Origin of the sequence: Flavobacterium sp. ARAG 55.4, assembly GCF_051846875.1 — a bacterium.
Lineage (GTDB): Bacteria > Bacteroidota > Bacteroidia > Flavobacteriales > Flavobacteriaceae > Flavobacterium > Flavobacterium plantiphilum.
This window is the reverse complement of sequence record NZ_JBPYCT010000025.1, coordinates 1,488-14,916: the sequence shown is the minus strand read 5'-3', so window position 1 is coordinate 14,916 and position 13,429 is coordinate 1,488. Positions and strand designations below refer to the sequence as shown.

Annotated in this window: 11 protein-coding genes and 1 pseudogene; 6 read left to right on the top strand and 6 right to left on the bottom strand. The window is 33.4% G+C overall.

Annotated features, from left to right (window positions below; all coding sequences use genetic code 11):
- From ACSV4D_RS17815 to ACSV4D_RS17800, 4 genes are all read right to left on the bottom strand, one after another.
- Nucleotides 1–806 (bottom strand): DNA polymerase Y family protein (locus ACSV4D_RS17815; protein WP_439229338.1); only part of this gene is annotated, 806 nt, incomplete at its 3' end.
- 627 nt (nucleotides 807–1,433) lie between these two features.
- Nucleotides 1,434–3,380 (bottom strand): tetratricopeptide repeat protein, encoded by a 1,947-nt coding sequence (locus ACSV4D_RS17810; RefSeq protein ID WP_439229337.1) that lies wholly within the window; start codon nucleotides 3,378–3,380, stop codon nucleotides 1,434–1,436.
- Between the two features lie 52 nt (nucleotides 3,381–3,432).
- On the bottom strand, nucleotides 3,433–4,152 hold the full coding sequence (locus tag ACSV4D_RS17805; RefSeq protein WP_439229336.1) for a glycosyltransferase family 2 protein: 720 nt from the start codon (nucleotides 4,150–4,152) through the stop codon (nucleotides 3,433–3,435).
- Nucleotides 4,153–4,365: 213 nt separating this feature from the next.
- The gene (locus tag ACSV4D_RS17800) at nucleotides 4,366–5,274 is read right to left on the bottom strand and encodes a phytanoyl-CoA dioxygenase family protein (protein WP_439229335.1); all 909 of its coding nucleotides are present in this window, start codon (nucleotides 5,272–5,274) and stop codon (nucleotides 4,366–4,368) included.
- A 194-nt stretch (nucleotides 5,275–5,468) separates the two neighbouring features.
- Between ACSV4D_RS17800 and ACSV4D_RS17795 the strand changes: the two genes are divergently transcribed.
- Nucleotides 5,469–7,169, top strand: coding sequence for a carbamoyltransferase family protein (locus ACSV4D_RS17795; protein WP_439229334.1), 1,701 nt, complete (start codon nucleotides 5,469–5,471; stop codon nucleotides 7,167–7,169).
- Between the two features lie 6 nt (nucleotides 7,170–7,175).
- On the opposite strand, the gene ACSV4D_RS17790 is transcribed toward ACSV4D_RS17795, so the two are convergent.
- Both ACSV4D_RS17790 and ACSV4D_RS17785 read right to left on the bottom strand, forming a co-directional pair.
- On the bottom strand, nucleotides 7,176–7,871 hold the full coding sequence (locus ACSV4D_RS17790; RefSeq protein ID WP_439229333.1) for an aspartyl/asparaginyl beta-hydroxylase domain-containing protein: 696 nt from the start codon (nucleotides 7,869–7,871) through the stop codon (nucleotides 7,176–7,178).
- A gap of 3 nt (nucleotides 7,872–7,874) precedes the next feature.
- Nucleotides 7,875–8,384, bottom strand: coding sequence for a hypothetical protein (locus tag ACSV4D_RS17785; protein ID WP_439229332.1), 510 nt, complete (start codon nucleotides 8,382–8,384; stop codon nucleotides 7,875–7,877).
- A gap of 160 nt (nucleotides 8,385–8,544) precedes the next feature.
- Between ACSV4D_RS17785 and ACSV4D_RS17780 the strand changes: the two genes are divergently transcribed.
- The 5 genes and pseudogenes from ACSV4D_RS17780 to ACSV4D_RS17760 all read left to right on the top strand — a co-directional run.
- Complete coding sequence (locus ACSV4D_RS17780; protein WP_439229331.1) at nucleotides 8,545–9,099, top strand: phage tail protein; 555 nt, start codon at nucleotides 8,545–8,547, stop codon at nucleotides 9,097–9,099.
- Nucleotides 9,100–9,130: 31 nt separating this feature from the next.
- A complete protein-coding gene (locus ACSV4D_RS17775) occupies nucleotides 9,131–9,685 on the top strand; it encodes a phage tail protein (RefSeq protein ID WP_439229329.1) in 555 nt (184 codons plus the stop codon).
- Between the two features lie 62 nt (nucleotides 9,686–9,747).
- Nucleotides 9,748–10,899, top strand: coding sequence for an ABC transporter substrate-binding protein (locus ACSV4D_RS17770; protein WP_439229328.1), 1,152 nt, complete (start codon nucleotides 9,748–9,750; stop codon nucleotides 10,897–10,899).
- Between the two features lies 1 nt (nucleotide 10,900).
- Nucleotides 10,901–11,833 (top strand): methionyl-tRNA formyltransferase, encoded by a 933-nt coding sequence (locus ACSV4D_RS17765; protein WP_439229327.1) that lies wholly within the window; start codon nucleotides 10,901–10,903, stop codon nucleotides 11,831–11,833.
- Between the two features lie 10 nt (nucleotides 11,834–11,843).
- Nucleotides 11,844–13,429: pseudogene (locus ACSV4D_RS17760) on the top strand (hypothetical protein); the annotation flags it as partial.

Sequence of the window (13,429 nt, the reverse complement as noted above, 5' to 3'; positions counted from 1 at the left end):
GCCAGTTTTTCCACCATCCCCAGTAATAATCTTTTAAGTTTCGGAATATCAATAGTATCCTGTGTAAAAGTATGCTCAGTAGATATTGATTTTCTTTCAGAGTAAGGTTCCACAGGATTGTTGTCAATTCCATTGGCTTTTTTCCAAAGTTCAATGCCGTTTTTTCCAATCATTTTTTGCAAGACTTCGACCGGCATTTCAGAGAGCGTTTGAATGGTCCGGATACCGATTCGGGAAAGAAGCTGAAAGGTTTTATCACCTACCATTGGAATTTTCTGAATGGATAAAGGGTTTAAAAAAGGCTGTACCAAATGTTGTGGTATTTCCAGGTTTTGCTTTTGTTTTCCTTCACCGGTACCAATTTTAGAAACCGTTTTGTTAACCGATAAAGCAAAGGTCAGGGGTAATCCTGTTTCTTTTGTAATAGTCCCAGCCAGTTCATTAGTCCATTTGTAGCAGCCGTAAAATTGATCCATACCGCTAATGTCCAGATAAAATTCATCAATACTGGCTTTTTCAACCACAGGTGCATTTTGTTGAATAATCTCGGTAATAGTATGCGAGAATTGAGAATACAATTCCATATCTCCTTTCATTACTTTGGCCTGAGGGCAAAGTCTAAGTGCCATAGCAATAGGCATAGCGGAGCGTACACCAAATTTTCGGGCTTCATAGGAGCAGGAAGCTACAACGCCACGGTCACCACCGCCAATAATCAGTGGAATATTATTTAATGCAGTATTGGTCAGTCTTTCACAAGAAACAAAAAAAGTATTCATATCGATATGTACAATTGCTCTTTCCATGATCATCTCATTTTACATTTTGCAAAATTAGTACATATTGTAACAATTATAGTTGTATTTTTAGTTACAAATTGTAACAAAATTTCACTGCGACTTTTTCGGTTACTTATCAAATAGTAAGAGTAAGAAATAAAAGATTTCAGGAGAAATGAGCTAAATAATTGAAACTACCGCAGGAATGTTTGAGAAAAATAAGGATTTTTTCTTCTTTTTTGCAATACCGCAGAAAAGCCTGTTATTACCACATCGGCATTCCGACAGAAGAGGATATAATACTGCCCATCAACATGGATTTAGTACATTGGTTCGTTATATTTAAAAATGGAGTACTGATTGATGACCAGTCTTATATTATAATAATTCAAAGTAAGTAAATGGAATATAAATGTCTGATCTTTTATCCGATTCATTCATTGAATATTTCTGATATTTTAGAAATTTTGGAATAAAATTTCAAAACGTACCAATAAGAAAAGGGACTTGACTGATCGGTATTATGGGGCTGTTTAAAAAACTCTAAATGATAACAGCTTGAAACAGTATTGCTCATCGATTACAGTTTCATAACCCAATGATTTCAATCCGGATTATATATTAATCAAAAAGCAGAATGAAATAAAACCAATTTTATTTTTTTATAAACTCGGCATAATAGTGATTTGCTTTTTCTGTATTTCCTAATTGTTGATGCGCCATAGTTAAAAATTTTAATGCATTTTTTTCATTTGGATTTAATTCATAAGCTTTTTCAAAAGCAGTGATAGCCCCCTTAAGGTTTCCAGATGCTGCTAAGGTATTTCCGTAATTCATCCATAATTCAACAGAACTTTTATTCATTTTTAGTCCTTCTTTAAATACTGCAATGGATTGAGTATATTCTTTTTTACTAAATAAAGCTGCTCCATAATAATTGTATGTGTTTTCCAATATGTAATTATTTTGTATCAATTCTTTATAAATAGCAATGGCTTTGTCTAAATTATTGTTTCTAAAATATGCATCGGCTAAATTAGCTTTCAGGGAATAATCCTCTTTTGCTAATGCCAAAGCCTTTTTTGTAGTTTCTATCGATTTTTCGTAGTCTTTGATTCGATAATAACAAACGCCTAAATTGGTTAGAGATCCTTTATCTTTGGGATCAATTGCTAAGGCCGTTTTATAAGCATCAATAACTAAAGGCAATTGTTGTTGCTGAAGTTCAACATCTGATGGTAATTGGTTAAATAGCACGGTTGCATAATTAAAATTTACTCTTGCGCTATTGGGCGCATTTAATAGATCCTCAGTAAATAAAGAGGCATTTGATTTCCAAACTTTATTTCTATTATAAGTTTTAAATGAAAACAACAGAAAAACAAAGCATAGAAAATAAATTGATGGATGATAAAAAGTTTTTAATGTTTTGTTTTCTGAAAAATAAAGTAATAAAAAAACAACAGCAATGATCATTCCTAAAACAGGAGTGTATAATAAGCGATCTCCCATTGTCGTTCCAATAAGAACAACGATATTACTACCAAGAAAAATGGTAGTAAAGAAAAATAGTATTCCTAAACTGATGATACTATTTCTTTTTCTAAAAAAATAAATTAAAAAGAAAAGTATTCCAATAAGCAGTAAGCTTACTATAAATGATAAAGAACTTAACGGAACACAAGGAATTTGATTAAAAGAATAATCATAACTCATTGTGTATGGATAAATAGCCTTAATAATATACCGGGCAAATATAGTAAACCCAGTTGCTGTTTTAGTCATTACATCATCGCAACCAAATAATGAATTATCCAAATATGAATACTCAATTCTTTTGAATGGCGAGCTTAAAATAATGTAACGATGTAATAGCAGCCACAATGCGCTAATAGAAATAATTGGGATTATTTTGGAAAATAAAATAGATTTTTCTTTTTTATATTTTAACCAAAATAAAAAAACAAGTATGGGTAAAAATAAAATTCCGGCTTCTTTAGACAGTAAACAAAAAAGGAAAAAAACGATTCCGAAAATCTGAAAAATTTTCTGTTCTTTGATTAAAAGCAAATAAATGCTTAGTGTGAAAAAAAGGAAGCAAAATATTTCATCCCGACTCTTGATGTTGGCTACCACTTCGGTATGGATAGGATGAACCGCAAACAGTAAAACGATAAAAAAGGGAATCCAAACATTGTAGCCCTTTAGATAATAATATAAGACTTTGAATAATAAAACAATACTTAAAGCATAGTACAATACATTAAAAAAATGATGGATAAAAGGATTATTAGGAGCTAATTGCCATTCGATGGCAAAGGCTATCAAGGACATTGGTCGATATAATCCTGCATTTGAATCCCAGTATCCCTGCCAATAAAGTGTAGAGAATAATTCGGGAATTCCCGCTAAGCCTTTTTGTACCAACTTATTTTGTTCGATTACAGCAATGTCATCTAAAACAAATCCGTGGTTCAAAGTATTAGCGTACAGTAAAAATGAAACAATGGCTAAAAACCAAGTCATTTTTTGTAAAATAAGTTCTTTATTAAAATTATCTTTTTGATATGTATCTGCAATTGTTATGTTTTTTTTACTCATACTACTACTTATCGGTTTGTTTTTTAACAGTTTTTGTTTACTATTTGAAAAGTTATTTAGCTTTAAAAAGTCCGTATTTGATAATGCAAAAAATAGCGTGAAAACCGTCTTTCCAACTAATTTTTTTGCCGTCCGCATAGGTTCTTCCATAGTAGGAAATTCCAACTTCATAAATTCTTATATTAGGAAACCGAACCATTTTAGCAGTAACTTCGGGTTCAAAACCAAACCTTTTCTCTTTTAAAGAAATATTTTTGATAATTGAAGACTTAAACATTTTGTAACACGTTTCCATATCAGTCAAATTTAGGTTCGTAACCATATTGGATAAAAACGTCAAGAACTTATTGCCTATAGTATGCCAAAAAAATAAAATGCGGTGCGGTTTGCTTCCCATGAACCTGGATCCATAAACTACATCCGCAAAACCATCTAAAATGGGTTTCAATAAGAGATTGTATTCTTCAGGGTCATATTCTAAATCAGCATCTTGAATGATTACAAAATCTCCTGTTGCATTAGCAATCCCCATTTGAATAGAAGCTCCTTTACCTTTATTGTTATCAGTTTTAAAATATTTTATAGAAAGTTCAGAATGCAGTGCTATAAAATTTCGAATTAATTTTTCTGATGAATCAGTAGAACAATCATTAATAATTATAATTTCTTTACTGGTATTCTCAGTTAAATTAACAGTTTCGATTTTTGACAAAAGTTGGATTATTGTTTTCTCCTCATTGTAACAAGGAATTATGACGGAGAGTTTTTTCATATAAAAAAATAAATAGTTTAGTAAAAGTACTTAATAACTAAGGTTACGCAAAATTCAGATCTGAATTCAATGTTTGTAGAGGATAAGACAAGGTTTAAATCAGATCATAGGTAAAGAATAAAGCAAATCTTATGTATAGAATTTACGGATTAAAGTAGCCCGTTGGGCACCAATTAGAACGAAATTTTGTTTAAAAATAATCTCAAAAAAACACTAAATCCATTCCGTACTTTCAGTATAATTTTCTGGAAAATAAGTTAAATATTGGACAAATCTCGGAGTCTTTCCGTAATTTGGAGTAGCACAATGAGGTAAAGCTTGATGCCAAATAATGAAATCGCCTGCCTTACCAATTATGGGCTTGGCAACCAATGTTTTTAAAGCAAATTCTCTTGGATTTTCATTGGAAGGAATTGTATTCATCCAATTGGCTATTTGATTATGAAAATTAGGCACGCAATTAAAAGCACCTTCATTTTCATTACAATCTGAAAGATATAATAAGCCTTGTAATCGAAAAGGAATAGGCTGTTTTAGACTAACATCCCAATGTAAATTACTACCTAAAAAATTGTATTCATTAGTAACAGGAGGATTAAAACTTACTTTATCTATCGTTTTATATATTTTAGTGGTTTGATATAATTGTTCATAAGCTTTTTGAATCTTTATTGACGCTCTGTTCTTCTCTAATGTAGGATGATTATAAAAATTAACCATTAATCCACTTTGTTTTTCATGGTGTTTGTACCAGGAACTACTGTCATTTATATCTTTTTTTAAAAAATCTAAAATTGCTTTTTGGGTCGCTATGCAATCTTCAATTGGGATAGCATTTTTTATAACAACATAGCCGTTAGATTCCCAAAAAGCAAAGTCTTTTTCCGAAAGGACATTTTCAATATGAATTGATTTTAAAACCTCTTTCTTTTTACTTTCGATCCAATCTATAAAAATTAATAAAGATGGTTGCTCCTGATAAAGATACTGCAGGGTTTCTTCCATGCTAATACCCAATTGGTATAAATATCCTGTTTCAGTATTCCAGTCAGATTGTTCTTCTGTTTTAGAATTGGTGCTTAAAATTCGATTCCAAAAATTTTCCAACAAATCTAATTTCATTTTATACGATATTTTGGGGTAAATTAGTTAATAAAAATTACTAATCACAAAATTATTATTTATAATTGCAAGGGACTAATATAATAGTTTTCTTAAAAAGTTACATTTTAATTTTATTATTATTAATTCATTTTCAAAATTAAAATAAAAAGTATGTTTGTTTTTGTTTTGAATTTAATCACGCTATTTAGAAGATGATGAAACCTATTTATATAATTGGTACAGGACTTTCACATAACGGATCTGCTGTTTTGTTGAAAGATGGTAAAATATGTGTTGCAATAGAAAAAGAGCGTTTAAGCAGAATTAAACATGATGGAGGCAATGATACATTGGCTATTCAATATTGCTTAAAAGCTGAAGGAATTGATATGAGTGCAATAAGTTTGGTTGTTCAGTGTGCTAATTTTGATATTCCAGACCCTAAACAATTTCATGGGGAAAGGATTTTTTCTGATGCAAATAGCCCCGAAATTGTTACCATTTCACATCATTTAGCCCACGCTTATAGTGCTGTAGGAACTTCTCCATTTTCAGAATGCGCAGTAATGATTATTGATGGATGTGGAAGTCCGTTAAGCCAGCATTTGGAATTACATCCTGAAGACAAGTTAACAATTCGTCCGGAATTCATAGCTGAAAATAAGATGTTGTGTGAAAAAGATAGCTTTTATCATTTTCAGAATAATACATTAACTCCGCTATTTAAGGATTTTAGTGAAATGGGCGAAATAAACAATGCTGTTTTAGCTATGTCTACTACAAAACATTCAATAGGAGGATTTTATGCCGCCATTAGTAAATACGTTTTTGGTGATTTAGAAGATGTTGGGAAATTAATGGGATTAGCACCTTTTGGTAAATCAAATAGTTTTGATTGTGAAGCCTTTGAGTTCAGATCGGAATGTTTATTTGTAACAGAAGATTGGAAAGAAAACTTTGTTAATCCTTCAAAAGGCTATGAATATTTTTTACAACATTTTTCTTATTATGCAAATGTTGCCAGATGGGCTCAGGAACAGGTTGAAAAAGCAGTTTTAAGTTGTTTGAAATTTCGAATGGAGCGTTTTCCACATGAAAATTTATGCTATTCAGGAGGCGTTGCTCTCAATGCAGTTGCAAATGCAAAACTGGAAGATTCATTGGTTGCTAAGAATATTTTTTTTGAACCTGCGGCGGGGGATAATGGTTTGGCTTTAGGATGTGCTTTTTATGGATGGGTAAGTCATTTTGGTAAAGAAAAATTGAAGCATGATGGTAGTACCTGTTTTGGGAAGCAGTATTCTCAGGAAGAAACGGATGCTGTCGTGAAGAGAGAGATAAATGAAGATTTTAATAAGCAATTTAATTTAAGTGATGAAGAATTGCTTGCGTATTGTGCGGCAAAATTAAATGAGGGAAAAACAATTGGCTGGTTTCAGTCAGGTTCAGAGTTTGGTCCACGGTCACTTGGAAGAAGAAGTATACTTGCACATCCAGGTGTTGAAAATATGAAAAATCATATCAATAGAAATATAAAGTTCAGGGAAGATTTTCGTCCTTTTGCTCCGGCAGTATTAAAAGAGAAAGTTAAGAATTATTTTGAAAAAGGGCGAAATAGTCCTTACATGATTTTAGTAGACAAAACACGAACAGAATACTTAGAGCAACTTAAAAATGTTACCCATTGTGATGGTACAGCCAGAGTACAAACAGTAGATGAAATTTGGAATCCTAAATTCGCAAAATTGATAGCTGAATTTCAGACACATAGTGGAATTGCAGTTATCCTCAACACTAGTTTTAATAAAAAAGGAATGCCTATTGTCGAAACACCATTAGAAGCTATCAATTTGTTTAAGGAAACAGCTCTTGATATTTTAGTTATGGAAAACACAATTATAGAGAAGAGATAAAATAATTTAGTTTCTTTTCAAATTATCAATTAATTCTTTGGCTACAGGGGAATTCATTTTTTCTAATTCGGCAATAATCAGTTTTTTTTGATCTTCATGAATAACAGGAGTTGGTTTTTTAAAAGCATCACCGGGAGCTTCTTTAAAAAAAAGAGTATCGGTCCATTCATTCCTGATCCCATCAATAACCAGATGAATGCGGTCTGTGTCGCCTCCATTTTTTACAGAATGCAAAAAATTAGTATTTAAATACCAGCATTCTCCTTCATTCATAATTATTCGTTGACCATCCAGAATAAATTCAACATTTGAATTTGTTATTATGGGTATATGTAACCGAAACTCACCATCTTCATAGCCTAAGCAATAATCGGTATGTGGTTTTATTTCTGCTCCAGCCCCAAGATTTAATAATCTAACAGTGATTTTTTCAAACAAAAAGTTATCCAGAATTTCTTTAAAATAGTCACATAGGGCTAAAGCTTCAGTAGGAAGAAATTTTTCTGCACTACCTGAAAAGGCATTAATGTTTTCGGGGTTTCCGCCTTTAGATATTAAGGCAATTGAAGTCCATTTGCCGGAATAATCATTGGTGTTGTAATGGTTTGTCCATTTTTGATTTAGAATTTTGATGGTGTCTGTTGCTAATTTTTCTTTATCAAAGACAATAGGGAATTTAATTGCGCGTACTAATCTATCCATAATCTAATCTCTAATCCATTTTTGCATTACCGGAAAGGCTTCTTTTCCTTCTTTAGAAGCTCTGTCAGGATCTAAAGTTAAACCTAGCCATTCTAAAAATGGCAAACCAATATAATTTCTATTGGTGAAATTGGTAATAAACCATTCTGAATTTCCTTTATAACCATCAGGATGAAATACAAAAGAAGGATCAAGATTCAAGTGGGTTAATGCAGCATAAGACCATAGAATAGCTGCTATCTCTTCACCTTGTGTAGGCCATTCTTCGGAAAGCTTGTCTGTGCCAATACTTTTTCTTGTGTCGCTATCAGTTACCGCTAAATGACCGGCTTCATGAAGTAAATCTCCTGGGTATTTTAGTTGGTTAAAATCTACATAAATACAATTTGGTCCCAAAGCAAGGCCCGGTAAAAAAGTTGTTGTATCTAATTTTTTTTCAATGACTTTGAGTGTTATTGATTCTAGAAAAATCAGTACGCGTTCTATTTCTAAAGAATTTTTTCTAACCATCATGATTTGTACTGAGTTGTGATTAATTGGTTATTAGTAGATTGAAGGTCTATGTTATGTTTTTGGTAAATATAAGCAGTATCGTAGGCAATATATTATAAAATTTAATATATTTACTTTTTTTTAACAGAAAATTATTTCAAACAACTTTAAAATTTAAATTATGTCAACAGAACCATTTATCGGAGAGGTTAAAATTTTTGGATTCAATTTTGCGCCAAAAGGCTATATGCTGTGTGCAGGTCAAATTTTATCAATTGCGCAAAATTCGGCTTTATTTTCGTTATTAGGCACTACTTATGGGGGTAATGGACAAACAACTTTTGGACTTCCTGATTTACAAGGCCGTATGCCTATTGGACAGGGTACAGGACCAGGTCTTCCTTCTCATTCAATGGGTGAGATGGCAGGGACTACATCTGTAACTTTATTGAGCTCTAATCTTCCTGCCCATATCCATACAATGAATAATGTATCGGTAAAAATTAAGGCTAGTAACGCAAACGCCGATGAAAGTTCTCCTCAAGATGGCTTTCCGGGATTGGCTAGTACAAGTCTTTATACATCTGCCGCGCAGCCGGGAGTATACACTGGTGGTACACAAGTTACAGGAACTACAGATATTACGGGAAGCAATATTCCTTTCAGTATTATGAATCCGTATTTGGTAATGAATTATTCGATTGCTATTTATGGTATCTTTCCAAGCCGTAATTAATTAGATAAATTATTAACTAAATTACAATATTATGTCTACAGAACCATTTATCGGCGAGGTAAAAATATTCGGTTTTTATTTCTCACCAGTAGGTTATGATTACTGTAAGGGGCAGATGAATTCAATTGCTCAGTATACAGCTTTGTTTTCATTAATCGGAACAACTTATGGTGGAGATGGTGTTCAAACATTCCAACTTCCAGATCTTCAGGGGCGTATTCCTATCGGACAAGGACAAGGGTCTGGACTTCCTGATTATGATATGGGTGAGAAGGCAGGAACTACAACAGTATCATTAACAACATCAAATATTCCTGCGCACGTTCACACGTTGAACTCGATGCACGTTCAAATGAAAGCTAGTAATGCAAATGCTGACGAAAGTGCAGCTGTAGATGGCTTTCCGGGACTAGCAGCATCCAGTGTTTATACCTCCATGCCAGAAACAAATGTATTTACCGGAGGAACAGAAATATCCGGTAGTACGGATTTATCAGGAGCAGGTTATCCGTTTTCTAATGTAAATCCATACTTGATCCTTAATTACTGTATTGCAATTGAAGGAATTTTTCCAAGTAGAAATTAATTGAAACTATTAAGAGGGAATTTTCAAACCTGAAATTCCCTTTTTTATTATTAAATAGCTATATGCAAACAATAGGAATTTTATTGCCCCGATCAACGTATTACCAAACCATTGGATTTGATCTTTATGAAGGATTGCGTTCAGGGTTACAATATTTAGGTAGAAAAGATATAAGAATTGTTACGGAGAATATTGGTTTTGGAGCAGATAAGCAGCAATGCTATCGCAGTGCTGAAAAACTTTTATTAGAAGAAAATGCTGCTGTAGTGATTGCATACATAGGACATCGAATGGCACAATTACTCCGACCACTTTTTTTGGCAGCAAATAGAATGTTGATTGTCTTAGATGCTGGAGCCAGTTTGCCACAAGAATGGCCAAGTTGTCCTAATATATTTTACCATACTTTGCATAATTCATTGGGAGCTTTACTAACTGCTAAACAGGCTGTAAATGATGGTTATACGTCAGCAGGAATGGTAACAGGGTATTATGATGGAGGATATTTACACACCTATAGTATTTCTAAAGGGTTTGAAGATAACGGTGGGAAAATCATTTTTAATCATGCCACGGGATATAAAGAAGAAGATTTTACCATGGAACCTTTAAAAAATTATTTGGAGCAATTTCCTGATGCAGCTTTGTTAAGTTTGTTTAGCGGCGATTTTGTGCAATGGTATTTTGAAGGTATCAAAAACATACTTCATAAGAAAAATGTACCAGTATATTTAACCCCTTTTGGATTTGAGGAAATGATGCTGGCTGATGCAGAATATCCCGGAACACAAATAAAAGGCATTGCAGTCTGGTCAAATAAAATAGATTCTGTTGAAAACAAAACTTTTGTTGAAGTTTTGACAGCAGCTGGTAGAACACCTAATCTGTTTTCTTTGTTAAGTTGGGAAAGTGCTTTTATCGGTTTAAAAGTTGTAGAATTAATGGTAGAATGTAAAAACAATATGTCTCAAATAGCTTCGGATTTACATTCTTTTACATTCAAAAGCCCAAGAGGATCTATTTATTTTGACGAAAAAACCAATACTTCAATTTCGCCATTATATAATGCGACAATAATTAAGACTGACGATGGCAAATGTGAATTAGAATTAAGAAATAAGATTGATAATGTTTTTGAGTATTTTGAAGAATTAACAAATCAGGAATTAAATAATTCTACATCTGCCTGGTATAACAGTTATGCCTGTATTTAATATGGAAACACAAAAAAAAATAATGGTATTATGTGGTGGAAAATTTGCTTTTCCCGCTTTGCAGCTTCTTGCTTATGAAAAATTCATTTGCGCTATAGGAATTGGAAAAGGTAATGAAAGAATTGTAGACGCATTAGAAAGGGAATCAGAGGGTAATAATTTTGGGTTTAAATCTTTTCCAGATAGAAAAAGTATTGGAGAAATGAGACCTTGGATTGAAAGTATTCAACCCGACTATATTTTTTGTATTTCGTTTCCTTTCTTAATTCCGGAAAGTATTTTGTTATACGGAGAAAATAAATTTGTCAATTTTCATCCGGGGCCTTTACCACAATATCGGGGATCAATGCCCATTTTTGAAGTGCTGAAAAATCAGGAAACTAAAACCGCTATTTGTGCTCATTTTATGAGTTCAAAATTTGATGAAGGAAATATCATTTTTAATGATCCCGTAGTAATTGAAGAAGGAGATACTTACGGAAAGCTAGCTGTAAAGTTAAGTCAACGTATGGCTCAAGTGGCTTTGAATATGGCAAATATGTTGCAATTTGCAAATAGTATCCCTAACCAACCTCAGGATGATAAACTTGCCTGTTACTATGAGAAACCTGAGTTATCAGATACGTATGTTAATTGGAAAAGAATGTCTGCAGAGGAAATTATTGCGCTAATTAACTCTTGTAATCCTTGGAATACAGGAGCTGATGCTTCTTTATTTGGAGAACAGCTTAAAATAATTTCAGCGCAGGTATTAAATGAAACCCATCAGTGTCAACCCGGGACTTTAGTTTCTATTACAGAAACCTTGAATGTAGCCTGTGGAGATAATAAACAAATAGCTGTTAAAATACTCAGTTGTGATGAAGGCATTATGACTGCTGATCAATTTATTGCAACTAAAAAAAATGAATTAAATAAATTATTAATAAATTAAATATGTAAGTATGAAAAAAAACTTTACTTTAATTTTTACTATGTTGCTCTGTCTCTTTTGGTTGAAAGGAGAGGCACAAACACAATTTTGGAGTGATACCTTCGAGGATACAGGAGCTCCAAGTAGTGGAACCAGAACGCCTTCAACCGATACCGGATTTCCTTCCGTTCCTTATGCCTACTATTTCATGAGAACAGATGGGACTAATCTTAATTTACAAGCTCCTTTCCCGGGTGATCCTTTTACAACATACCAGAATGTTCAAGGAGCAAAATTTTGGGCAGGAGAAGATACAGATAGAGCTAAAACAGGAGTTACTGATACAAACGATAAAATACAAAATATTACATGGACTGGAATTAATATTAGTGGTAAAACAGGGCTGACTTTTAAAGGTTTTTTTGCAGCACATAGAAATCAAGGATGGCAAAATCCAACTTTTGGAGCTACTTATGATTTTTTGATTGTAGAATATAGTATTGATGGTGGCGCCTGGACAAGAGTTGGAGGTTTTAATGGAGATACATCATCAACAAATGCAGGTTATCTTTCTGAAGATACTGATGGTGATAATTACGGTGATGGAACTCAACTCTCTAAAACTTTTCAGGAATTCAACTGGAATATTTCTGGAACTGGTACAATTTTAAGTTTACGTTTCAGAGTGAGTGCCGATGGTTCAGCGGCCCAAGAATTTGCAATCGACAACTTCCGTTTATTTGAAGCTCCTTCATGTACAAATCCTACTGTAAGTTCTAATCCACCTAACAGAACAATTTGTAATGGTAATAATACAACTTTTAGTATCACTGCGACTGGTGCCACGGTTTTTCAATGGCAAGTAAATACCGGTTCCGGTTTTACTGATATTACTAATGGAGGTGTTTACTCTAATGCCACAACAAGTACTTTGAATATCACTGGAGCTACAGCAGGAATGAGTGGGTATCAATACCGCTGTGTGGCTAAGGACGGTTCTTGTAGTACCAATTCTAATTCAGGAACTTTAACTGTTTCTTCTATTTCTACAGCTATCGGGGTTCAAAGTAATGTTTCTTGTTTCGGAGGATCCAATGGAGTTGCGGCAGTAACTCCTACAGGAGGAATTTCACCTTATACTTATAGCTGGTCACCTTCAGGAGGTATAGGTTCTATTGCAACCGGTCTTTCTGCTGGAACTTATACTGTAACAGTAACAGATAATATTGGTTGTATTGCTACACGTAATTATACGATTACTCAGCCCACAGCATTAGCAGCAAGTGCAGTCTCTCAAACAAATGTTGCCTGTAGTGGTGGTGCAACAGGAGCTGCTTCTGTTAGTGTGAGCGGAGGAACTTCTGGATACTCATACAACTGGACACCGGGTAACCCAACGGGAGATGGAACTAATTCGGTTACAGGTTTAACAGCCGGAACCTGGACATGTACTGTTACAGATGCAAATTCATGTACAACTTCAGTTGATTTCACAATAACTCAACCACCAGCACTTTCTCTAACAGCATCCTCACAGACTAATATTGCTTGTAATGGAGGTTCAAATGGAGCAGCTTCTGTAAATGTTGCTACTGGTGGTGCCGGAGGTTATACTTA